Origin of the sequence: Pedobacter sp. PLR (assembly GCF_026239675.1) — a bacterium.
Taxonomy (GTDB): Bacteria; Bacteroidota; Bacteroidia; order Sphingobacteriales; family Sphingobacteriaceae; genus Pedobacter.
This window is the reverse complement of record NZ_JAPIVQ010000003.1, coordinates 692,424-715,702: the sequence shown is the minus strand read 5'-3', so window position 1 is coordinate 715,702 and position 23,279 is coordinate 692,424. Positions and strand designations below refer to the sequence as shown.

At 42.3% G+C, this 23,279-nt stretch carries 18 protein-coding genes; 6 read left to right on the top strand and 12 right to left on the bottom strand.

Features of this window, described 5'->3' with window-relative positions; genetic code table 11:
- Position 1: 1 nt before the first annotated feature.
- The 4 genes from OQX61_RS10240 to OQX61_RS10225 all read right to left on the bottom strand — a co-directional run bounded on the left by OQX61_RS10240 (position 2) and on the right by OQX61_RS10225 (position 5,491).
- Complete coding sequence (locus OQX61_RS10240) at positions 2-1,156, bottom strand: prolipoprotein diacylglyceryl transferase family protein (RefSeq protein ID WP_265841563.1); 1,155 nt, start codon at positions 1,154-1,156, stop codon at positions 2-4.
- Between the two features lie 32 nt (positions 1,157-1,188).
- Positions 1,189-2,508, bottom strand: a complete 1,320-nt coding sequence (gene mtaB / locus OQX61_RS10235; RefSeq protein WP_265841562.1) for a tRNA (N(6)-L-threonylcarbamoyladenosine(37)-C(2))-methylthiotransferase MtaB — start codon at positions 2,506-2,508, stop codon at positions 1,189-1,191.
- Positions 2,509-2,562: 54 nt separating this feature from the next.
- A complete protein-coding gene (locus OQX61_RS10230) occupies positions 2,563-3,129 on the bottom strand; it encodes a UbiX family flavin prenyltransferase (RefSeq protein ID WP_265841560.1) in 567 nt (188 codons plus the stop codon).
- A gap of 235 nt (positions 3,130-3,364) precedes the next feature.
- On the bottom strand, positions 3,365-5,491 hold the full coding sequence (locus OQX61_RS10225) for a sulfatase-like hydrolase/transferase (RefSeq protein WP_265841559.1): 2,127 nt from the start codon (positions 5,489-5,491) through the stop codon (positions 3,365-3,367).
- 212 nt (positions 5,492-5,703) lie between these two features.
- On the opposite strand from OQX61_RS10225, the gene OQX61_RS10220 reads away from it, so the two are divergent.
- Both OQX61_RS10220 and OQX61_RS10215 read left to right on the top strand, forming a co-directional pair.
- Complete coding sequence (locus OQX61_RS10220) at positions 5,704-6,573, top strand: helix-turn-helix domain-containing protein (RefSeq protein ID WP_265841558.1); 870 nt, start codon at positions 5,704-5,706, stop codon at positions 6,571-6,573.
- A gap of 113 nt (positions 6,574-6,686) precedes the next feature.
- Positions 6,687-8,543: an alpha-L-fucosidase gene (locus tag OQX61_RS10215; RefSeq protein ID WP_265841557.1), complete on the top strand. Its 1,857-nt coding sequence runs from the start codon at positions 6,687-6,689 to the stop codon at positions 8,541-8,543.
- Positions 8,544-8,625: 82 nt separating this feature from the next.
- Here OQX61_RS10215 and OQX61_RS10210 read toward each other — a convergent pair whose 3' ends face one another.
- The 7 genes from OQX61_RS10210 to OQX61_RS10180 all read right to left on the bottom strand — a co-directional run bounded on the left by OQX61_RS10210 (position 8,626) and on the right by OQX61_RS10180 (position 16,637).
- The gene (locus tag OQX61_RS10210) at positions 8,626-9,879 is read right to left on the bottom strand and encodes a DUF2264 domain-containing protein (protein WP_265841556.1); all 1,254 of its coding nucleotides are present in this window, start codon (positions 9,877-9,879) and stop codon (positions 8,626-8,628) included.
- Between the two features lie 110 nt (positions 9,880-9,989).
- The gene (locus OQX61_RS10205) at positions 9,990-11,435 is read right to left on the bottom strand and encodes a sulfatase (RefSeq protein ID WP_265841555.1); all 1,446 of its coding nucleotides are present in this window, start codon (positions 11,433-11,435) and stop codon (positions 9,990-9,992) included.
- 1 nt (position 11,436) lies between these two features.
- Positions 11,437-12,207, bottom strand: coding sequence for an SDR family NAD(P)-dependent oxidoreductase (locus tag OQX61_RS10200; protein ID WP_265841554.1), 771 nt, complete (start codon positions 12,205-12,207; stop codon positions 11,437-11,439).
- Between the two features lie 26 nt (positions 12,208-12,233).
- The gene (locus OQX61_RS10195) at positions 12,234-13,373 is read right to left on the bottom strand and encodes a DUF4861 family protein (RefSeq protein ID WP_265841553.1); all 1,140 of its coding nucleotides are present in this window, start codon (positions 13,371-13,373) and stop codon (positions 12,234-12,236) included.
- Between the two features lie 70 nt (positions 13,374-13,443).
- Positions 13,444-14,286, bottom strand: a complete 843-nt coding sequence (gene kduI, locus OQX61_RS10190; protein ID WP_265841552.1) for a 5-dehydro-4-deoxy-D-glucuronate isomerase — start codon at positions 14,284-14,286, stop codon at positions 13,444-13,446.
- Positions 14,287-14,369: 83 nt separating this feature from the next.
- Positions 14,370-15,533, bottom strand: coding sequence for a glycoside hydrolase family 88 protein (locus OQX61_RS10185; RefSeq protein WP_265841551.1), 1,164 nt, complete (start codon positions 15,531-15,533; stop codon positions 14,370-14,372).
- A gap of 75 nt (positions 15,534-15,608) precedes the next feature.
- Complete coding sequence (locus OQX61_RS10180) at positions 15,609-16,637, bottom strand: LacI family DNA-binding transcriptional regulator (RefSeq protein WP_265841550.1); 1,029 nt, start codon at positions 16,635-16,637, stop codon at positions 15,609-15,611.
- 228 nt (positions 16,638-16,865) lie between these two features.
- On the opposite strand from OQX61_RS10180, the gene OQX61_RS10175 reads away from it, so the two are divergent.
- The 3 genes from OQX61_RS10175 to OQX61_RS10165 are packed head-to-tail and all read left to right on the top strand — an operon-like array spanning position 16,866 to position 19,592.
- A complete protein-coding gene (locus OQX61_RS10175) occupies positions 16,866-17,606 on the top strand; it encodes a (Fe-S)-binding protein (RefSeq protein WP_265841549.1) in 741 nt (246 codons plus the stop codon).
- A 32-nt stretch (positions 17,607-17,638) separates the two neighbouring features.
- Positions 17,639-19,015 carry a lactate utilization protein B gene (locus OQX61_RS10170; protein ID WP_265841548.1) on the top strand — a complete coding sequence of 459 codons (1,377 nt, stop codon included), beginning with the start codon at positions 17,639-17,641 and terminating at the stop codon, positions 19,013-19,015.
- Complete coding sequence (locus tag OQX61_RS10165; protein WP_265841547.1) at positions 19,008-19,592, top strand: LUD domain-containing protein; 585 nt, start codon at positions 19,008-19,010, stop codon at positions 19,590-19,592. The genes OQX61_RS10170 and OQX61_RS10165 overlap by 8 nt, the downstream gene beginning before the upstream one ends.
- A 1-nt stretch (position 19,593) precedes the next feature.
- Here the strand turns inward: OQX61_RS10165 and OQX61_RS10160 are convergent, their stop codons facing one another.
- Positions 19,594-21,531, bottom strand: coding sequence for an ATP-binding protein (locus tag OQX61_RS10160; RefSeq protein WP_265841546.1), 1,938 nt, complete (start codon positions 21,529-21,531; stop codon positions 19,594-19,596).
- A gap of 218 nt (positions 21,532-21,749) precedes the next feature.
- On the opposite strand from OQX61_RS10160, the gene OQX61_RS10155 reads away from it, so the two are divergent.
- Positions 21,750-23,276 (top strand): choice-of-anchor I family protein, encoded by a 1,527-nt coding sequence (locus tag OQX61_RS10155; protein ID WP_265841545.1) that lies wholly within the window; start codon positions 21,750-21,752, stop codon positions 23,274-23,276.
- Positions 23,277-23,279: the final 3 nt, after the last annotated feature.

Genomic DNA, 23,279 nt, shown 5'->3' with positions numbered 1-23,279 from the left:
TTTAATAGTTAGCATGCTTTTCCTTATTCTTCACAGAATAGATGATCAGCAATAAACCGGATAGAAATAAAATACTGGAGATCAATTCCGCCTGAGTAAAACGGATCCCAGCAACATCGTATTTGGTATTCACTCTGATTAATTCTACAAAGAATCTTTCCATACCATTCATCATCAGGTAAATTCCGAACATCATACCTGGAAGTTTAATCTTAGTACGGATACGCCAAAGGATTAAGAATAAGATAAAGCAAACAATTACCTCATAAATCGGCGTTGGATATACCGGATTCGCCAATTCATGGCAGAATTTACCTACGCAACCCGGAATAGGAATCCCTTCATTGGCCACGTTATTCGGGTAAGTATAAGCCCATAACCAGTCTGGCAACCAGCTTACCGGTTTAGGGTTGAGGTTATCAATACCCCAGTCGCCATCTCCGGACATCTGGCATCCAATACGACCTACTGCATAAGCCAGCATCATTCCCGGACCACCAATATCCAACATGTGCAAGATCTTGATACCATTCTTTTTTGCAATATACAATACCGCAGCACCACCACAGATCAGGCCTCCGTAGAATGTAAGCCCGCTGAAAGACAGCAAACCACCAATCGGGTCTTGTACAAACGTATCCCAATGCTCCAGGTTATCAAATATCTTAGCGCCAAGGAATCCCCATACTGCTGCCCAGACAATCATATTGCCCATCAGTTCATAAGGATGCTGAATCACTTCCACCGTTTTTGGTGCCGGTAATTTAACCCTGTTTTTCTCTTTATGATCCCAGTAGGCAAACAAACCTGCAAAGAACAGGCCGCCTAAAATGTTACCTTTTGTAGAGAGCAATACCGTTTGGGCATCACTCACAAATAATTTATAATTTAATAACGCATAAACCAGTTTATAACCGATCAGGAAACCAAAAATACCGTTATAGAACAGTTCAATAGTGGTTGCAGGTTTTCCAACAGTAATGTATTTCTTAATTGGATGGATAACCCCTAAAGCCTCTTTACGTTTAAACTCTTCTGTAAATGCCCAATAGCCTGCAATGAAAGCAAGCGCTACAAAAACACCGAAGGTATTGAATGGAAGAGGTATCTGGACACCAAAAAGATATTCTATAAAATGAGATACGGTTGGAAACATAGGAATAGATAAGTATTTATGCGAATATAAGATTAATGAGCTAAAACTTCTTCGGTTTCTGCAACTTCTACCTCACCATCAGCGGTAAGTTCAAGTAATTTCACCCTTTTAATTTCATTCACCATTACAGGATCATATTTTGCCTTAACTTTCACATAGTTTTTAGTAAAACCATGCATAAAGCCATCCTTCTGATCATCTTCGAAAAGCACTTCACCTATCGTACCAATTTGTGACTGGTAGAAAGCTCTGCGCTTTTTATCAGATAAGATGTGGAGCATTTTGCTACGGTCCGCTCTCGTGCTTCCTGCAACACGACCCGTCATTTCTGCCGCAGCGGTTTGCTCGCGTTCAGAATAAGTAAATACGTGTAAGTAAGAAATGTCAAGTTCATTCAGGAACTGGTAAGTATCCAGAAAATCTTCATGTGTTTCTCCAGGAAAACCAACAATCACGTCTACACCAATACAACAATTTGGAATTAATGCTTTGATGGTGGCCACACGTTCTGTGTATAGTTCTCTTTGGTAACGTCTTTTCATCAGCCCCAGGATCTTATTAGAGCCCGATTGTAATGGAATATGGAAATGTGGAACGAATCTTTTTGATTGCGCAACAAATTCAATGATCTCATTGCTAAGCAGGTTAGGCTCGATGGAAGAGATACGGATTCTTTCAATTCCTTCTACTTCATCTAAAGCTTTAACCAGGTCGAAGAATTTATCTTCTCTGTTACCGTCTCTGATCCCGAAATCGCCAAGGTTTACACCGGTAAGCACGATTTCTTTCACCCCGCTTTCTGCAATCTGCGTTGCCCTGTTGACTACATTTTCGATGGTGTCACTACGACTGCCACCACGAGCCAGGGGAATCGTACAATAGGTACAAGGGTAATCACAACCGTCCTGAACTTTAAGGAAAGTACGGGTTCTATCGCCTATAGAATAGGCTGCAATAAAGTTGTGGTTTACCTTTTCTATGTTTTGCTGATGAATAACGGCTTTTGGAAGTTTCGTTAAATCAGAGATATATTCTACAATACGGAATTTTTCTGCGGCACCTAAGACCATATCAACGCCTTCAATTTCGGCAATCTCTACTGGTTTCAGCTGCGCATAGCAACCCACAATCGTCACATAAGCATTCGGGGAATACTTCAGGGCTTCTTTAACTACCTTGCGGCATTTCTTGTCCGCGTGCTCCGTTACAGAGCAGGTATTGATCACATATACATCCGCCCCGGCTGTAAAGTCCACCACCGAATATCCGGCATCGGTAAATAACCTCCCTATAGTTGAAGTTTCTGAAAAATTTAACTTACAACCCAGTGTATAAAATGCAACCTTCTTCATTTAGCCCTTATAAAATTTCTTTGAGAATGCGCAAAGATAAGGTTTTAGCTGAGATTATTGCTCATTCCAACGGTAACTATCCTGACGGAGACCGGCAAGGTCGATGACACGGCTAACCACGGTTTGCGCGACTTCTTCAATGGTTTTCGGCAGACTGTAAAACGAGGGACTTGCCGGACAAATGATGCCACCAGCTTCGGTTACGATCTTTAAATTATTGATGTGAATGAGGCTAAAAGGGGTATCACGTACTACAGCGATCAATTTTCTACGTTCTTTTAAGATCACATCGGCTGCTCTGCTGATGAGGTCGTTGGAAATGCCATGAGCGATTCTACCGAGGGTTCCCATAGAACATGGAATGATAATCATAGTGTCAAATTTTGCGGAACCGGAAGCAAAGGGGGCATTGAAGTCCATTTTTGGATAGAACTTATAAGGGTAACGATCGTAGTCTTCATTACCCAATTCAAAGCGCCAGACTTCCTTCGCATTGTCGGACATCACCACTGCTACTGTCTCAATCTGATCAGCAAGTGTCATTAAGTTATCCAATAGTAGTTTAGCGTAAATAGAGCCGCTGGCTCCGGTAATGGCAACAATGATTTTCTTCTTATCCATAGCAGCTGCAAAGATAAAGTTAAAACAAATACGATGTATGGAATGCTTATAGATGTAGCTACGCTAGAAACTGCTGTAAAAAAAAAGGATCGGAAATAAATTTCCGACCCTACATCTACCTATGAAAAACATACCCTCGAAAGGGTAAGCTCAAATGTAATTAACTTTTTGATTAAATGAAAGTTTAAACTCACTTTTTTACGGTAAAAACTTGTTTAGGATGGATTAAAGCCCGTTATTTTACAGTGTAAAGATTTTTACCACTCAGTATCTGCCAGTTAGCTCCAGCTTTCTTTTGCTTTAAGCGCAACGACATTACTTTTCCCTGTTCTTGTGTCACATAAATTTTGACCGGATGGTACCCTGCTTTAAGTTTCACACTAGTTATCATCTCTTTATCTGCTGAATATCCAAAATCAGCATCCAATAATTCCGCTTCATGTAAACGTACATAAGCTTTTCCATTAGTTTCCATAGAGAAACTGTATTCCCCGTCTTCCGCCGCTTTAAACCAGGCTTCATACAAGACCATACCAGCATTTTTAGGAATCTCCCCCGGGTTCAGTTCTGTTGTTTTACCTTTTTGCTGCGCGGTTCTTCCTTTTTCGGTAACCACCCATGGAAAATCTCCTTTAAAGAATCTCCAGCTAATGCCCGGGCTGAGTTTTCCAGCTGGATTTACTGCAGGAATAAGCGCTGCATCATAAGGCCGCGGTGCTTCTGCATCTACCTTTCTTCCTTGTAATACTTTGGCTTTCATCTTTTCCTGTAAGCTGCGATAAGCAGGATTGCCACCCAGATTGGTTCTCTCTTTAGGATCTTTGACCACATCATAGATTTCAAAATCATCGGCTGCAGATTTGATGCTATAGCGTACACCAACCAGATCGCCGATTCGAATCATTTGCATCTGGTTACGCTTTCTACCCCTTCTACTGGCTTCAAAATCTTTGAAATCCGGGGTATTCCCTCCTTCTGTATATTCTACGTACACCTGGCCTTGCTCCTGTTTCCCCTTACCGGTTAAGACTGGCAACAAAGAAACACCGTCTAATCTTGCCGGTGCAGGTATATTGGCGGCAGCTGCAAAAGTAGCCATCCAGTCGGACAGCATACCTGGCAAGGCGATAGTTTTCCCTGCTTTGATTTTTGAAGGCCAGGAAACGAGCGTTGGCATTCTCAGTCCACCTTCCCAAACGTCTCTTTTAATCCCATCAAAAGGACCGTAACTTCCAAAAAACTCCGGACTGTTGGCAACGTAACCTTTTGGCAGGTAAGATTCAATAGAAGGCCCGTTATCAGAGGTGAAAACAACCAAGGTATTTTCTGCAATATTCATGTCTTTTAAAAGCTGCATGATATCGCCTATGGCATCATCAATTCTACGATTAGCCGTTGCATATCGTTTATAAGTATCCGGCCATGGCTTTTCAGGAGTGTTCACATCCTGATCATCATCGTAAGTTGCATTCGCATAATCTGGATGTACATAGCTGTCAATTTCACCGGAAGCCGTATTAATCATGGCTCCGCTTTCCCCTGTCCACTGTAAACCGCCTTTTAAGCCACCTCCCGTAGGGTAAGCCTGAGTTGGCAACTCCAATACTGCATGTGGGGCATCATAAGCAAGAAACATAAAGAAGGGTTGTTTTGCTTGTTTTCCCTGTTCATGATCCACGATCCATTTCTTCGCATAAGCGGTCCATAAATCGGTCGTATAACTTTTACTTAAACCAGCAGCTACATTGGTATAGTTGTCATAAACTTCTTTCTTACCTCTGTAAAGACCTTCGAAAGGATAATGTTCATGACCGTCTGCATGTCTCATATAGCCAAAAAACTGATCAAATCCACGCTTTGACGGATGCGCAGGCCAGTTAGGCTCGTCCTTTGTTTCTCCTTGTAATCCCCATTTACCAATGGCCGCAGTGGCATAACCTGAAGTTTTCAGCATATTGGCGATGGTATGGTTGTTTTCAATTTGCTTGTCGAACTGGTTATCCCTTACGCTGGCATTTCCCTGGTTCATCCCCGTCATAAACGATGCTCTGGAAGGTGCACAAACAGGGGCATTACTATATTGGTTGCTGAATTTAGCGCCGGAGGCAGCCATCTGATCCAGATTAGGTGTCAATTGATAAGGTAAAGCGCCTTTTTGTTTTCGTTGGTTCTGAAAGAAAACACCAAGGTCTCCATAGCCCAGGTCATCCGTTAAAATGAAAATAATATTTGGTGCCCCCGCTTTTTGAACGTTCTGAGTTTTTTGATGTTTTTGGCTTTTCTGAGCGCTAAGGCTCATTGGCATAACTGCAATAGGAAGCATAAAGACCATCATTGTGGTTCTCCAGGTACTTTTCATCATTTTGGTTAAGGTTGCGTGTGTGTGTTAGCAACCAAAGTTATCAGTTTTTATGAAATACGCTTTATCCTAAGCTGATAATCCTGAGTTGGTTATCATGCACTGATTTTCCAAACAGAATCATTCAGCAATATTGGCGGTTATTTGTGTAATAATGAAATTACTGGGTATTTATAAAAGATTTTTATAAATTTAGCCAGACCTAACCAAATTTTATGAAGCCACAACTACTCAAAGTTTCAAACAACCTTGTGAATTCATTTAGTGCAAGGAGAGACAAAGTCCCCTACATCAACAACCGCTGGCATTACCATGCGGAAGTGGAATTAATCTATTTTAAGAAAGGAAATGGCACCCAGTTTATTGGCGATAATATCAAGCGTTTCAGATCCGGAGACGTGGTGCTTATAGGAGCACACCTACCCCATTACTGGAGATTCGACGACAGTTATTTTACTGAAGATGAACAAGAAAATGCTGATGTGGTCGTGGTTCATTTCTGTGAAAACTTCTGGGGAAATCATTTCCTGAATCTCCCGGAAAACAAAGCACTAAAACTGATTTTGGAAAAGGCGCAAAGAGGAATTCAAATTTCAGACAAAGCCAAGCAAGTAATCGGAGAAATCATAGAATCCATTTTACTATCTGAAGGATCGAAAAGAATTATTCTTTTAATGGAAGCATTACTAGCCGTAGAACACTGTACGGAGCATGAGTTGCTTTCTTCTATCGGCTTCCGTCATGATTTTGAAGAGATTGAAAATGACCGCATCAATGCAATTTACAATTACTCTCTGGCCAATTTCAAAAGAAAAATCCAGATGGAGGAAATGGCCGCAGTAGCCAATATAAGTCCCAATTCATTTTGTCGGTATTTTAAGTCGAGAACAAGGAAAACCTATACCCAGTTTATCTCAGAAATCAGAGTGGGCCATGCTTGCAAATTGCTGATTGAGGACAGCATGAATGTAAAGCAGATCTGTTATGAAAGTGGATTTCACAACTTTGCCAGCTTTCACAAACACTTTAAAATCATCACCGGAAAAAGCCCTTTAAACTACCAGAAATCTTATCTGCAAAAATAAACAACAGCTTATCCACCCAAAACAACAACAACAACAACAACAACAGACTAAAAGCTTTAAGCAACAACACCATACGTTTAACACACAAAACAACTCAGAAACCAACCAATTCTATGAACAGAAAGACCTTACTGTCGGCCTTGTTTCTCTGCCTGTCCATGACAGCCAGCAAAGCCCAGGAAAACAGCTCAAAAGAAAAAACCAATGCTACTGCCAATGCCAAAAAGATGGAGTGGTTTACCGATGCCAAACTTGGAATATTTATCCATTGGGGTGTTTACTCCGTAAACGGGATTTCAGAATCCTGGGCATTTTTCAACAACTACATCAGCCATGATAACTATATGAAACAATTGGATGGCTTTAATGCCTCCAGGTATCAACCGGAAGAATGGGTAAAGCTGATCAAAGAAAGCGGCGCCAAATATTCAGTGATTACCACTAAACACCATGATGGCGTTTCTTTGTGGGACACTAAAGCACCTAATGCCACGACTACCCTTAAACATAGTGCGGCTAAAAAGGACCTGATTTCTCCTTTTGTAAAAGCATTAAAAGCTTCCGGATTAAAAACCGGATTATATTTTTCTTTACCAGACTGGAGCTATGGCGATTATGATGGTTTCACAAGAGAACATAAAAGATATCAATTGAAGGCTGAGCCAAAGAGATGGAATACATTCCTTAGCTATTATCAGCAACAGCTTAACGAACTTTCAGCGAACTTTAAGCCCGACTTGATTTGGTTTGATGGAGATTGGGAGCATAGTGGCGAAGAATGGCAGGCACAAAAAGTGCTTAAAAACTTACGTAGTTACAACTCAAACATCATTATCAATTCCCGTCTTAACCACCATGGTGATTATGAAACTCCGGAACAGGGAATTCCTGTTGTAAAACCTGCCGGAGATTATTGGGAATTGTGTTATACTATTAATGATTCCTGGGGTTATCAGCCTTACGACAACAAGTATAAATCACCAAACATGATCATCCGCACTTTAGTGGATTGTATCAGCATGGGTGGAAATTTGTTGTTGGATATTGGCCCTAAGGCCGATGGAACGATCCCAGAGCAACAAGTTGCCGTATTAAAAGGTCTTGCCCGCTGGACCAGCAAACATGGGGAAGCCATTTATGGAACGCGTGCAGGAATCTCTACCGATCATTTCAATGGAAAAACCAGTCTTTCAAAAGACAAGAAAACCCTGTATCTATATGCTGATTGGACGCCTTACGGAGGAGTATTTAACCTGAATGGTGTACTTTCTGATGTTAAATCTGCGAAAATCGTAGGCAGCAATCAATTCCTAAGTATAAAAAAAGACGGGAATAACCTGAGTTTGCGCATTCCGGAAAACGCAGCAGATCAAGATGTAACAGTTATGGCACTTGAATTCAATGAGCCTATCCGCTTAGCAGAGAAAGCCCCTGTAATTGCATCGTTAGCTCCTAAAAAAGAGGCTACTGACAAGCAACAGATTGCTCAGTTTACCAGTGCCATTCATGATGGAAACAACCCTTTCCTGGATACAAAACTTACCGTAGATGGATTGGGATTGGAAGCAGAAAAGAAAACCTTATCTCCTGAAATTTACAACTGGATCACTAAGAATTCAGAAAGTTTATACAAAACAACCAAAGGACTTCCTGAAGGTCATTACCAGGGGAAAAGTGCTCTATCTGCCGATAAACAAACCTTATTCCTATTTGTTGAAGGCAAGCCAACAGGTCCGGTTGCTTTGAAAGGGATTAAAAATAAGATCAGCAGAATCCGCATTGTAGGCGAAGGAACAATGGTGGAACCAGAGATTTACAATAAATTATATTGGAGTGCGGTTCCTGGAATTGTATACATTCCTGTTCCTGAAGATCGCTTAGATAAAAGCTTAACGGTAATTGCCGTATTGCTGGATGGCCCGATAGATTTATACAGGGAAAAAGTAGGTGCGATAGAAAGCAACCTGTAACTCATCCGGTAGAAATATTAAACGCCGCTGTATCAGAATGATTTTACTGATGCAGCGGCGTTTTTTATTCAGGTGTTTTTCTTTAGAAACTAACCGAATGGTCTTCCGGATATAACTGTCCTGACCATGCTTTTTTACCGCTCCAGTCTTCTGCCGGATTTGTCCAGAACACATCATTGGCAGGTAAGCCCAAAGGCAAAAAACCAACACTACACAAGTATAAACTTCCTGTACTGATATAAGTTTCCGCAGCTTCGGGCTGATGTCCGCAAAAACCGAGTTGTAACCATCCTGAAGGACTGAATGTTCCTTTCATTCCGAACTGTCTTTTCATCACTGCGGTTAAAGCAGAGCGTACTTGTGCAGGGCTGATCATCGCAGGCAGCTGATGATTTAAGGCCAGCTGTCCCAATGGCTGGAATGCGCCAACACGATAAACCACCGACCTTCCGATAGCAGGATACGATCCTTCCGGCGAAATCATACGTTCCTGACTCGCGCCATAACGCTGCATTCTCCGCAGTATCAAATTATAGTCTTTTTCGGTGTACAGCCCCTTTTCCACCAACACCTTTACGATGTCTACCAACATGGGTTGAATCACAAATCCATTGTAATAGTCAAAATGGAATTTCTCACCATCCCCATACCAGCCGTCTCCTTTATACCATTCTTTGTGTTTATCGATGGCGTAAGTCACTTTTTCCTGTTGCCATTCTTCTCCGATTTTCAAAAAGAAAATCTCTACCATTGCGGCAAACAACAACCAGTTATTTTGTCCGGGTTTTATCCACCTTAAGTTACGAAAAGCGGTAATCACCTGTTGCTTTCCTGCGGCAGGCAATGGTTCCCAGAGCTGTAGTGGCGCACGTAAAAAAGCATGCGCTAAAAAGGCTGCATCTACCAATAACTGAGACTCTCCTTTTTTCACAAAATCCGTATAATCCGGACTTGCCGGATCTACGATATTTAGAATACTTTTCCGCGCAAGGTCTGCAAACTCCGCTCTTTTCAACCCTTCTTTCGTTTGGTCGGCAGGTAAAGAAAGCCAGCCTGATACACCGGCAAGTGTTCTACCCAAGGCTTCCAGATAAGTCACTTCGGCTACTTTTTTCGCATATCCTTTCGGTGTTTCCAGGGGCATGTTTTTCTTCAACTCCCCTTTAGATGCATTTTTCAAAACCGGTTCTGCAATTCTGATCATGAGTGCCAACCAATATTCCCGGTCTGAAACAGCTGTAAAAGTTTCCGGAATAGACGCAATAACGTTCCCCGGATTGATTAAGCCAAACAACCCAGCCAATGGCGCAATCTTAAAAAAATTCCTTCTTCTCATTAAAATATCATTTGATGTTTATGTTTTTAAACCTTTGCTACGCTAATAAAGCAAGTTCCCCTGCCATTCTATTTCTTCTCCGTAAGTATAAAATGTTTGGCCAGGGCGGCTTAATTAACTTTTCCAGCCGGCCTCCTGTTTGCCCCTTTTCGGTTCGTCAGGTCATCGCCAAGATCCGCTCTTGCTTCTTCCGCAAATCCTTCTATTTGCTTAACGATTTCAGGATAGTTTTCCTGAACATCGTATTGTTCCCCGGGATCATGGGATAGATTATACAAAGCCTTTTTCACTTTTACATCTGGCGCAGGGCCAGGATAACCACCTTTACCTGGTAAACTACCTGAATACGCTCTGGAACTATGTGGAAACACCAGTTTCCAGTTTTTATACCGTACTGCTTTCAGGTTATTGACATCATAATAATAGTAAAAAACTTCCCTTGGACCTTTAGCCGTTTTTCCGGTTAGTAAAGCGGAGAAATCCATTCCATCGATTTTATGAACCGGCAGCTTTGCTTTGGTCAATGCCACAATAGTGGGTAAAAGATCTGTATTCACCATCAATTGAGAGTTCACACTCCCTGCAGCAATTTTACCGGGCCACCTGATCAGGCAGGGAACACGGGTACCGCCATCCCAGGCCGTTCCTTTTCCTTCCCGAAAGCCTCCGGTAGAACCTGCATGGTCACCAAAATTTAACCATGGACCATTGTCGCTGGTAATAATCAAAATCGTGTTTTCCGACAGTTTATATCGATCCAACGTTTTCATAATCTCTCCCACCGACCAGTCCAATTCCATAATTACATCGCCAAATACCCCCAGTTCACTCTTTCCTTTGAAAGCTTTTGAAGCTGCTAAAGGCACATGTGGCATGGGTTGTGCCAGGTATAAAAAGAAGGGTTCCTGCTGATGATCCGTAATAAATTCGACTGCTTTTTTAGTGAAGGTACCGGTCAGTTTCCCCTGATCTTCCAGGTTATCATTATAGGCGACCACTTTCTCACCGCTTATGATGGGCAATCGCGGATATCTTCCTCTGTAAGTGGAGGAATCCAGCGGCTTCCCATCGTAACCAACCGGCCACATATCATGGGAATAAGGGATGCCATAAAAACTATCAAAGCCGAAATAAGTGGGCAGGAATGGCGCTTTAGAGCCAAGATGCCATTTTCCGAGCATTGCAGTTTTGTATCCTTCTTTTTTCAATAAAGAAGCAATGGTTTCTTCAGAATTACTTAAAGCTGTTTTTGCTTCCGGACTTAAAGCATGAGCCAGGCTGAGCCTGTTTGGGTAACATCCGGTGAGGAGTGCTGCCCGGGAAGGACTACATACGGCCTGTGCCGTATTGAAATGTGTGAGGCGCATCCCTTCGGTTGCCGCCCTGTTAAAATTGGGGGTTGGAATACCGGTCATCCCATAAGGTTCCGTATCTCCATAGCCCATATCGTCCATATTGATGATGATCACATTTGGACGTTCATTTTTCTTTTGTTGGGCATCCGTATTCAACGAAATGCCCAATAAAAACAGCAAGGATAGGCTTGTCTTTCTCATCCTACCTCCCCATCCATCCACCGTCAACAGTCATCACTGTACCGTGCATATAGTTTGAGGCTTCAGAAGCCAGAAATACCGTTGGTCCTTTAAAATCTTCCGCTTCTCCCCATCTTCCCGCAGGAATACGTTCCATAATGGAGCGACTTCTATTCTCATCTGCTCTTAAAGCAGTGGTATTATCTGTAGAAATATAACCTGGTGCAATGGCATTCACGTTTACCCCTTTGCTGGCCCATTCATTGGCAAAAGCTTTTGTCAACTGCCCTACAGCACCTTTACTTGCGGCATAACCAGGCACAGTAATTCCACCCTGGAAAGTCAAAAGAGAAGCAGTAAAGATCACTTTTCCAGACCCTCTCAATACCATCTCTTTTCCGATTTCACGGGTGAGGATAAATGGTGCAGTCTGGTTCACGGCAATCACTTCATCCCAATATTCATCCGGATGTTCCGCGATTGGTTTTCTCAGAATAGTACCTGCATTGTTTACCAGAATATCAATTACCGGATGTTCTGATTTCACCTTTTCAATAAATGCCTTTAAAGAACTACGGTCATTAAAATCACATTGATAAGCAAAGAAATTACGTCCTAAAGCTTTCACTGACTGCGCTACTGCAGAGTTTTCAATTTCCAGACTGGCGGATACGCCAATGATATCTGCTCCGGCTTCCGCAAGTGCTTCGGCCATAGCTTTTCCAATCCCACGTTTACAACCTGTAACCAGGGCTATTTTACCTTTTAAATTAAATAAATTCAGTACCGACATTTGATGATGTTTTTATAAAATAAGACTTATTGAACAGTCACCTTTAAAGGCTGTTCTAATGTTTGTTTAAAATTGTTCAGGTAGGTAAACCAGGCCTCAGCAGTTGTAATTTCACCTGCTTTATCCCATGCTGCACCATTATAATACACCACAGGTGATCCACTTTTTGCAGTAGTTTCTGCCAGTAACTGCTCTTTGGTTACCTTCATCTGAAGTTTAGGATCTGATAAGATCACCCCTATCCCCATGGTACCGTCTGCGCCATGTTTAGGCTCCCAATAACCCATTACACCTTGTTGTTCACTTAACAATAAAGTTCCCGGTTCAGGTCTTTTAATGATCCCGACTACCACTGGTAAGTTGCCACCTCCCGGATATTCATAGTTTGCTTCTACCCTATTCAAATGAGAACCTGCATCCAGTGAAATCGTTTTCGATACTTTCACTAATTTCCCGGCAACATCCCAGTTTTCATAACTCAATTGAAAAGTGAAACGCAATGCTCCCTGATCAAGGATTTTCCAGGTTCTGTAGTTTAAAGGATAATAGATTTTATCACCTGCTATCGGGGCAATATCGCCGCCGCCCAAAGTCAGCCCTACATGGTAATAATCATTCCCATCACCAAGGTCTTCATGGTATTTACCTCGTTTATAACGTTCGTTCAACACCATTCTGCTCACTCGCTTTCCCCATACATCGATACCGTAAGCATTTTCTTTCGGCGTATTTTCCAGCGCTTTTCCATACATACGGAAAGCCACCTTATCATTTTCCCAGGCGAAATCATCTTTACGCTCAGGAATGTATCTACCGAAAGTCTTTTGAACTGGTTTCAGCCCTTTTCCTGGAACAATAGTTAGTTTAACAGTACCATTTGCCGGCACGTCCAACTGTACCAGCAAGTTTTGAGGACTTGTCAGTCCTTTATATTCCAATTGAAAAGGCACTTCTTTTTGTGCCGCATTCAAGACCTTAAAGTTTGCCGTATCTATTGCCGGATATTTCGCCAGCACATTTTGCCATGGTATTGAAGTTACCGCAGCTGTTCTTTTTATTTTCGAAGTGTTCTGAATGCTGATCACAGCCTTCGCATTTTTTGTTTGTGCGGTAAGGGCGATGGGCAGCGTTGCACATACCCATAGCACCAGAAGAATCTTTTTCATTAGTTCATACGATTTAAAAGATCAGGCTGTCGCTATTCAGCACAACCTGATCTATTTTGGTTTATCTTTTTTATCTCAGTTCTGTTATCGCGCAGTGGTCCATATCGCCATAATCAAGGTTCTCACCAGCCATTCCCCAGATGAAAGTATAATTGCTGGTTCCTGCTCCGGAGTGTACCGACCAGTTTGGTGAAATAATCGCCTGCTCATTTTGCATCCACACGTGTCTGGTTTCCTGAGGTTGTCCCATAAAATGACATACACTCTGTCCTTCCGGTACTTCAAAATAGAAGTAAACTTCCATCCTGCGATCGTGGGTATGTGCCGGCATAGTATTCCAGACACTACCACTTTTCAATTCTGTCATGCCCATTTGCAGCTGACAAGTAGGCAATACACTGTTCACAATCAACTTATTAATCACCCTGTGATTGGCCGTTGCTGCTGAACCTAATTCTACTACTTCTGCTTCTGCTTTAGAAACTTTTCTTGAAGGATAAGTATGGTGTGCAGGTGCAGAATTGATATAAAACTTAGCCGGTGCATTTGCATCAGCGGAAGAAAAACTCACTTCCTGTGTGCCTTTACCAAGGTATAAAGCTTCTTTATATTCCAATTCGTAAGTAGTTCCATCAGCAACTACAGTACCTTTTCCACCGACATTGATGATCCCCAATTCTCTTCTTTCCAGGAAGTACTTAGCTTTCAGGTTTTCCGGGTTGGATAAAAGAACGGTTCCTTTTACCGGCATTACACCACCGGCAATATATCTGTCGAAATGGGATAAAGTCAAATGAATGGCATCTGCTTCAAAAAGCTTTTCCATCAGAAAGTTATCACGTAATCCTTGAGTATCTAATTGTTTTCCTTCATTTGGGCTCAATGCGAACCTGCTGTCAAAATATGTTTTCATCTATATAATTTTAATAATTGAATATGATCCTGCCTGTTTTATTTTAAGGCGATTGTTTTTATTTAATCCGTTGTTTTAAGCGCTTACAAATACCAGTTTTTATAACGGTGTAAGGCTTCTAAGAAGTAATAATCGGCATAAGTTAAAGGCACATCGATTTCCGATTTATGCGGAATAGAACCTACACTATGCATCAAAAGAAAACCACCATTCTCTCCCAATTTCGCGCGGTACGCGTCTGAGGCCAGGGAACGGATCATCTTTTCTGCTGCATCCACATAAGTTTTACGTTCTTTTTTGCTGACATACTGCCCCAGCTCCAATAATGCCGAAGCATTTACAGCAGCTGCAGAAGCATCACGGTAAGTATCTGGAATACCCGGTGCATCAAAATCCCAGTAAGGAACCAGGTCTGCCGGCATATTAGGATGATTCAAGGTAAACTTAGCGATATTTTTAGCTTGCTCCAGATAGCGTTTGTCTTTGGTAAAGCGGTACATCATGGTATATCCATATAATCCCCAGCTTTGCCCCCTGCTCCATGCCGACTCATCTGCGGCACCCTGTGCAGTTTGTTTTTTCACCACTTCCCCTGTTTTCATATCATAATCGATCACATGGTAAGAACTGAAATCCGGACGGAAGTGATTCTTTAAAGTAGTATTGGCATGAGTAATCGCCACTTCCTTATATTTTTTATCACCACCATGGTCTGACACCCAGCTCAACAATTCCAGGTTCATCATGTTGTCAATAATCACTGGTCCACCCCATTTCTTATTGGCATTCCAGGATTGAATTACTTTTGCCGCAGGGCGATATCTGGTTGTTAAGGAAGCCGCAGCAGTATCTATTGTAGTTTTGTAAGCGGGGTTTTTAGTGATGCGATAAGCATTACCAAAACTGCAATACATCATGAAACCCAGGTCATGGTTTCCTGTATAGTGTTTTTCCTTTTCAAGAATACCCAATCTGGCGGTCGCTTCGGTCAGGATTTCCGGATCTTTCGTATACTCATAGATATAAAATAAGGTACCCGGATAGAAGCCACTGCACCACCATTTGGTGTCACTGGTTTGCACTTTATTTTTCGCCGCATTATAGGTTTGAGGCATCACATCTGCCGGAACATTCTTGCTGAGTACTTTGTATTGCTGTTCAGCAAATTTAAACTGATCATCAATTAACTGGCTCATTCCCGCTTTTGCCGGAATATTCTGGGCCTTTAGAACAGCAGTGTTCATCATTAAAAAACTTAAAAAAACAAGAAGCTTTTGCATAATCTATATCTATTATTAATTCAAAATTTGTGTTTCAATTATTTAGGAAGACATCCGCCTGATCAGATCAACCGGAATCACATAAGGTTTTTGCCCGACTTCCCTTTCTCCATTTTTCAACTGCTCCATCAACACCTCTACAATTTTTTGCCCAACCTTAGCTGGATACTGCTCTATGGTAGACAAAGCGGGCGTAATGATTGAAGTTCTCGGATCATTTGAATACCCGATAATTTTCAAATCACGGGGCACCTGAATCCCGTTTTCTTTGGCAAATTCGAGTGCGGCAATGGCCGTCACATCATTAGCGGAAAACAGGGCATCGGGAACAATTGCTCCTGAAAACATCTTCGTCATCGCTTCTTTCGCATTTTCATGGGTCAGTTCCTGATGGAAAACCCAATCGGGGTTTACCGGCAGCTGGTGTTGTTCCATTGCCTTCCTAAACCCCGCAGTACGATCCTGATAAAGGTTAGAGCTTAACTTCCCGGAAATATGGGCAATCTTTTGACTACCCGTTTCAATCAAATGACAGGTAGCCAGATATCCTCCGCGAAAATCATCCCCTTTAATAAAAGTTGCGGGATAGGCATCCAGGGGAACACGGTCGTAAAAAATCACGGGAATTCCGCTACTCACCAGTTTATCAAAATGACTAAAATCCGTGGTTTGCAGGGTACAGGCAACAATCAAGGCATCTACTCTGGAAGCATAAAGGATATCGGCGAGTTCTTCTTCCATAGTCAGCAGATCATTTGACTGGCAAATAATCAGGTTATACCCATGTTTATGCAGGGCATTCTGAATCGTGGTGATCACTTCTGCATGAAAAAACATGGATATACGAGGCACGATAAGCCCAACGGTATGGGTCTTATTACTCCTTAACCCCGAAGCCATCTGGTTCCTTCTATACCCCAGCTGAGCCGCCATTTTCAATACATCGCTTTTTGTTTTCTCCTTCACATGAGGATGATTGTTCAGCGCCCTTGAAATCGTTGCCGGAGAAAGCTTCAAGGCCTCTGCGATATCAAGAATGGTGTTTTGTTGCGGTTTTTTATCCTTATTCATCTATAAAACTGGATTTTCAGTAAACTAAGAAGAGGCAAGCTAGTCATTTCTTCCATAAAATGAAAACGTTTTCATAAAATTCCAAAAAGCACATCTCCTCCATTATTTTGGCAATATATTAAGCAGAATTGCCGCGAAGCCTTGAAATTCCATCAAAAGTGATAACTTCCCTTTTTCTTAGGAATTCTGATGTGGTACCTGGGATCACGAAACCTTAAACTTTTCTCTATGACCGTTGGCCTTTTCATCCCTTGCTACATTGACCAGTTCTATCCAAATGCAGCAATTGCCACCTTAAAGCTCCTTCAAAAACTAGGCGTTAAGGTCAGTTATCCGCTACAGCAAACCTGTTGTGGACAACCTATGGCCAATTCAGGATTTGAGCACCTGACGACCGGTTGCAATGAACTTTTCATTGATAATTTTGCGGAGTTCGACTATATCGTTTCCCCTTCCGGAAGTTGCGTTCTACATATAAAAGACCATTTACATAGTGATGGACAGCCGGAAAAAGCAATTGGTGTACGTAAAAAGGTTTATGAGCTGACGGAATTCCTGACGGACATTTTAAAGGTAGAAAAGTTAACTGCGCGTTTCCCGCATAAAGTAGGCGTACATCAAAGTTGCCACGGACAAAGGGGATTGATGATGTCCCAAATGACAGAATTGGTGGCTGCTCCATTTTCAAAACCTTTACACCTGTTAAATATGGTGAAAGATCTGGAATTGGTAGAATTGAGCCGCCCGGATGAATGTTGCGGATTTGGCGGAACCTTTTGCGTAGCAGAAGAGGCCGTATCTGTAAAAATGGGTAAAGACCGCGTTGCAGACCACCTCAACCATGGTGCACAGTACATCACGGCAGCAGATATGTCCTGCCTGATGCATATGGAAGGGATTTTAAAACGCCGGAATAGCCAGGTAAAAGTGCTGCACATTGCAGAAATTCTAAATGCAGAAGAAGTTTAACCCATTAGATTTAAACGCAGAAATTTAAGAAAATGAGTACAGGAATAAAGGACCACGCAGCATTGTCTGACCTCTTCAATCAGGATGAAGCCCGCGTAGACTGGCACGATGAAACCTTATGGTTTGTACGTGCAAAGCGTGATAAAGCCGCAAATACATTGGAAGAATGGGAAGCGCTCAGAGAAAATGCTTCTCAGATTAAAGACAATGTATTGTCCAATCTCCACGATTATCTGTCGGAGTTTGAAAGCAATGCGCAAAAGAATGGCGTTATCGTACATTGGGCTGCCGATGCCGCGGAGCATAACCAGATTGTCCATTCCATATTAAAAGCAAAAGAAATCACCAGAATGGTAAAAAGTAAGTCTATGCTGACTGAAGAATGCCATTTGAACGAATATTTACAGCAAAACGGGATTGAGGTTATCGATACTGACCTTGGCGAACGCATCGTCCAGCTGGCCGGAGAACCGCCGAGTCATATTGTATTGCCTTGTATCCACAAGAAAAAAGAAGAAATCGGAGAATTGTTCCATGAGCATCTGGGCACCCCTAAAGGTGCTTCAGACCCGCAATTACTTACTGCTGCTGCGAGGGTGCATCTTCGTGAGAAGTTCCTGACCAGAAGAGCGGCGATTACCGGTGTCAATTTCGCAGTTGCGGAAACCGGAGAATTTGTAGTCTGCACCAATGAAGGCAATGCCGATATGGGCGCACACCTTTCTGAGGTTCATATTGCCTGTATGGGGATTGAAAAGATCATTCCAAAACGCGCAAACCTGGGTGTATTTTTAAGGCTTTTGGCCAGAAGTGCAACCGGACAACCGATTACGACCTATTCCAGCCATTTTCGAACACCCAGAGCAGGACAGGAAATGCACCTGATTCTGGTAGATAACGGGCGTACACAACAACTTGGAAGAGCGGATTTCCGTAACTCTCTAAAATGTATCCGCTGTGGAGCCTGTATGAATACCTGTCCGGTCTATCGCAGAAGCGGTGGACACAGTTACCACACGGCCATTGCCGGTCCTATTGGAGCCATCTTAGCACCCAACCTGGACATGAAGCAATATGCAGATTTACCTTTTGCCTCTACCCTATGTGGTTCCTGCACCAATGTTTGTCCGGTAAAAATCAACATCCATGAGCAACTTTACAAATGGCGACAAGTGATTGTGAAAGAAGGTTATGCAGACCCTAAAAAAGCGATTGCCATGAAAACCATGGAATTCACCTTGTCCAATCCTTCCGTATATAGAACTGCCGGAAAAGCGGGCCGATGGGTGATGAAAAACGCACCTTTTTTGGTCAACAACAAGTTAAATGCCTGGTATAAGCAGCGCGATATGCCAACGCCACCCCAACAGTCTTTCCGTGAATGGTATAAAAAGAATAACAATGAGTAGCAGAGCACAGATCCTTGCACGCGTTAAAGAAAACCAACCTGATCTAACCGTTTTACCCGCAGATTTAATCGCCCTGGTTCAGTACGCTGATCCTGTGGAAATGTTCGGCAAAGTACTCGATGGAATTGGCGGGATGATGCATCCTGTAAAAGACTATGCCGAAATGATCGGGCTGATCAACACACAGTTTGCCGGTTTACCAAGAATCATTTCCACGATTCCTGAATTGAAAGAACTTACTGAAAAAGACTGGGAAAATCAGGACCCTCACAGTTATGAAAACGTAGATGTAGCCATAATTAAGGCGCATTTTGGCGTAGCAGAAAACGCGGCACTCTGGGTAACGGAGTCCTTAATGGGACAAAGAGTGATCCCTTTTATTTGTCAGCAGCTGGTTGTAGTTGTTCATAAAAAAGATATTTTATCCAATATGCAGGAGGCTTATCAGCAAATTGCAGATTCCGTTTATGGTTTTGGCGCTTTTATCGCCGGTCCTTCAAAGACCGCTGATATTGAACAATCATTGGTACTTGGTGCCCATGGTCCAAAAAACATGACGGTTTTTGTACTTGCATAACCTATTTCTGGTGGATTTTTGAAGGAGCATCAACTGGCAAGGTGAAAAAGAACCTACTTCCTTTGCCAGGCTCACTTTCAAGGCCTATTTTCCCGTGGTGGCGTTCCACAATATCAGCGCAAAGGTATAACCCAATGCCAAATCCCGAGGCATTTTTCACCTGTAAATCGTCAATTCTATAGTAACGGTCAAATATTTTACTGAGGTGGTTATTGTCGATGCCAATCCCATGATCCGTTACAGAAACCAATACTTCTCCATTTTCCGGTTTGGCAGAAACCAGTACTTTTCCGCCCTGCGGGGAATATTTGATCGCATTGCTCACCAGATTATCAATTACCTGCGTAATCTTATATTTATCGGCATAAACCAGGGGTAATTCTTCTCCATCAAACAGAATCGGATGGTTCTTTTCCTGAAATAAATAATCATTAATGACTTCTTTAATCAGCTCATTTACATCGATCAATTCTTTTCTAAGTTCGGTCTTATTGGTTTCAATTTTTGAAAGATCGAGAAAGCTGTATACCAGCTTGGTCATTTTATTAATCTGCCCTTCAATTCTGGTGCCCACATTCTTAATGAAGCCCGGATCTGTGGCTGCCTTACTGGATTTCAATAATTGCGCGTACGCTTTTAAAGAGGTTAACGGCGTTTTTAACTCATGACTTGCAATGGCAATAAAATCGTTTTTCTGCAACTCTTCCTGTTTACTTTCCGTAATGTCCATTACGGTCCCCAGCATCCTGACCGGTGTTCCATTGTCGTTAAACATCACCTTTCCGGTAACGCTAATCCAGTAAATCAAGCCATCAGGCCGGTTAATTCTGGCCTGATAATTATACTTTCCTGTAATCAATGCGGTTTGAAAGGCCTGCTCCACTACAGAAGTATCCTCTGTATGGATGACCGAACGAAGCTCCGCATAGCTCAGGTCTTTCTTTCCTGGTATGCCGAATAAATCTGCCAGACCAGGAGAATAAATGATTTCCATGGTTTGCAGATCCAGGTCCCAACTCGCAATACCCGTTGCTTCGGAAGCCAGACGAAGCCGCTCTTCAGCATTTTCAATTTTTTTCCTTGCGAAGACCCTACCCGTCACATTATTTACCACAGAAAGCAATCCGGTAACCTCCTGCCCTTTGCCAAATACCGGCTCCAGATTCAGGTCGAAATAGAAAGTCTCCAGTACCCCATCCCGCTCATATTTAACCGGCGATTCCCTTCCCTGATAAGCCTGTCCGGTGGAAATAACCTGTTCAAAAATCTCCCGATAGCCGAAATCAAGCATAGAAGGCAGTAAATCAAAGATAGATTGCCCTAAAACCTCTAAAGGCCCACCTTTCCCCCACATCTTACAAATGGCTTCATTGGCATATTCAATGATAAAATTGTCTTTAGTATAGAGTGCCATTCCAATCGGAGCTTTCAGAAACATCCTATGTAGACGTTGCTGCTGCTGAAGCAGGTTTTCTGCTGAGGTTGTCGCCATGTCTTTCAACATCACCTGCGCCGTCACATTGGTGGTGGAATTGATGATATAGGCAACATTACCCTGCTCGTCCAACACCGGCTGATAAGAATTTGACCAGTACAATGGCTCCATCTTACCTGTTTCACTGGAATAGATGTCATAGATATAAATCGGAAGCTCTACTTTTTTCTTTGTGCTGATCACGTCTTCCAGTGCATTAAGCGCTAGTTCCCAGCCGTAATCATCTTTTACTTTACCAGGAAGAACATCCAACAGGTTTTTGCCCAATAACTCTGCTCTGGGCTTTAAGGAAATCTCTACAAATTGATCGCTTACCGCTAAAATGGTGAAATCCGGAGAATTAGCTTTAAAAACCACCGACTGCGGGGATACTTTAAAAAAGTTTTGAAAATCCCCACCTGTGTAGAAACAATCGCTGGAATCGTTATTAAGCGCATTGTTCATATTTATCAAAATTTAGTCAGGGTTATTATCATTAAACGAACCGGTATGCTTTTAAATTATGGTGATAACGTAAAACGTTGATATTAAGTTTTAAAAATTCCACGCAAATTCCGGGTAAAATAACCTCCCCGGGTTAACAATATGATAACCTTAAACTTAAGGGCAGCTTACACCAGGAGAATACCTTTGAGCCAATCTATAACCAACAAACCTTTGATATGAATAAAAACATACTATTTAGTTTCTTATTGATTGCCTTTATTGGCTGTAAAAAAGCAGAAACACTCATTACCGAAATACCGGAAGTTCTGGTCAATGAAGATGCGGGGACTTTTGCTGAAATCGCCAGTTACACTGTTGGAGGAGCCGGAGCTGCGGAAATCACTGCTTTTGACCCTGCTACCAAGCGTTTATTTGTGGTGAATAATACCGCGGGGAATAACAGAATTGAGGTGATCGACTTTAAAGATCCTACCGCCATGAAAAGCATTGGCAGTATTCCCGTTGCCCCTTATGGCGGTTTAGTGAATAGTGTAAGCGTGCATGATGGAAAACTTGCCGCAGCAATAGAATCAACAGATAAACAGGCAAATGGTAAGGTAGTGGTTTTCAAAACCAGTGATTATAGTGAGGTTAAGGTAGTAACTGTTGGCGCTTTACCGGATATGGTAACATTCTCTCCCGATGGCAAATACATCTTATCCGCCAATGAAGGAGAACCTAATGACACCTATACTATTGACCCTATAGGTACGGTTTCCATCATTTCTGTAGCCAATAATTACGCAGTAACCACCATCGACTGCGCTGCTTTTGCCAGTCAGAAGGCAGCACTAATGACGAAAGGTTTTCGTGTATTTGGTCCCGGAAATGATTTCCTGAAAGACATTGAGCCGGAATATATCACGATTTCTGAGGATTCAAAAACAGCCTGGGTCACCCTACAGGAAAATAATGCGATTGCGAAAATCAATATTGACAACAAAACAGTAACCGATATTTTCCCTTTAGGCTTTAAAGATTATAACCTTGATGGCAACGAAATTGATCCCAGCGACAAAGACAACGTCATGCTTTTAGGCAAGTGGAAAGTGAAAGGAATGTACCTTCCGGATGCCATCGCAGTATTGGAATCCGCAGGAACACCCTATTTATTTACCGCCAATGAGGGGGATTCACGAGAGTATGCAGGCTTCTCCGAGATCCAGAAAATCAAAGATAAAACCATCATTTTAGACCCTACAGTCTTCCCTACCGCAAGCTTATTGAAAAAGGACGAGCAATTGGGTAAGTTAAATATCAGCACTACTTTAGGCGATACTGATGGGGATGGCGATTTTGATGAACTGTATTCTTTTGGCGCACGTTCTTTCAGCGTATGGAATGGCAATAGCGGAGCGCAGGTATATGACAGTAAAAATGAACTGGATGCAAAGAATATTGCAGCAGGATTTTATGATGACAACAGAAGTGATGATAAAGGGTTGGAGCCGGAAGGCATCACCATTGGTACTGTTGGTGCTAAAAAACTAGCTTTTGTAGGACTGGAAAGATCTGATGCAGTAGCAATTTATGACGTCAGCAATCCTTCAAAGCCTGTATTCCTTCAATTGCTAAAAACAGGAGATGCACCAGAAGGTGTGCTTTTCATTGCAGCAAAAAATAGTCCGACTAAAAAGAGCTTGTTACTGGTAAGCAGTGAGGGCGACGGACAAATTAAAGTGTATACTCCTAAAACTATATAATTT

Bases quoted from the DNA above. Each gene is read 5' to 3' on its own strand.
- OQX61_RS10165 (WP_265841547.1), top strand. From the start codon at position 19,008: ATGAGTAGCAGAGCACAGATCCTTGCACGCGTTAAAGAAAACCAACCT.
- OQX61_RS10200 (WP_265841554.1), bottom strand. From the start codon at position 12,207: ATGTCGGTACTGAATTTATTTAATTTAAAAGGTAAAATAGCCCTGGTT.
- OQX61_RS10160 (WP_265841546.1), bottom strand. From the start codon at position 21,531: ATGAACAATGCGCTTAATAACGATTCCAGCGATTGTTTCTACACAGGT.
- OQX61_RS10215 (WP_265841557.1), top strand. From the start codon at position 6,687: ATGAACAGAAAGACCTTACTGTCGGCCTTGTTTCTCTGCCTGTCCATG.
- OQX61_RS10205 (WP_265841555.1), bottom strand. From the start codon at position 11,435: ATGAGAAAGACAAGCCTATCCTTGCTGTTTTTATTGGGCATTTCGTTG.
- OQX61_RS10195 (WP_265841553.1), bottom strand. From the start codon at position 13,373: ATGAAAAAGATTCTTCTGGTGCTATGGGTATGTGCAACGCTGCCCATC.
- OQX61_RS10185 (WP_265841551.1), bottom strand. From the start codon at position 15,533: ATGATGAACACTGCTGTTCTAAAGGCCCAGAATATTCCGGCAAAAGCG.
- OQX61_RS10225 (WP_265841559.1), bottom strand. From the start codon at position 5,491: ATGATGAAAAGTACCTGGAGAACCACAATGATGGTCTTTATGCTTCCT.
- OQX61_RS10230 (WP_265841560.1), bottom strand. From the start codon at position 3,129: ATGGATAAGAAGAAAATCATTGTTGCCATTACCGGAGCCAGCGGCTCT.
- OQX61_RS10170 (WP_265841548.1), top strand. From the start codon at position 17,639: ATGAGTACAGGAATAAAGGACCACGCAGCATTGTCTGACCTCTTCAAT.
- kduI (WP_265841552.1), bottom strand. From the start codon at position 14,286: ATGAAAACATATTTTGACAGCAGGTTCGCATTGAGCCCAAATGAAGGA.
- OQX61_RS10180 (WP_265841550.1), bottom strand. From the start codon at position 16,637: ATGAATAAGGATAAAAAACCGCAACAAAACACCATTCTTGATATCGCA.
- OQX61_RS10210 (WP_265841556.1), bottom strand. From the start codon at position 9,879: ATGAGAAGAAGGAATTTTTTTAAGATTGCGCCATTGGCTGGGTTGTTT.
- OQX61_RS10155 (WP_265841545.1), top strand. From the start codon at position 21,750: ATGAATAAAAACATACTATTTAGTTTCTTATTGATTGCCTTTATTGGC.
- mtaB (WP_265841562.1), bottom strand. From the start codon at position 2,508: ATGAAGAAGGTTGCATTTTATACACTGGGTTGTAAGTTAAATTTTTCA.
- OQX61_RS10175 (WP_265841549.1), top strand. From the start codon at position 16,866: ATGACCGTTGGCCTTTTCATCCCTTGCTACATTGACCAGTTCTATCCA.
- OQX61_RS10240 (WP_265841563.1), bottom strand. From the start codon at position 1,156: ATGTTTCCAACCGTATCTCATTTTATAGAATATCTTTTTGGTGTCCAG.
- OQX61_RS10220 (WP_265841558.1), top strand. From the start codon at position 5,704: ATGAAGCCACAACTACTCAAAGTTTCAAACAACCTTGTGAATTCATTT.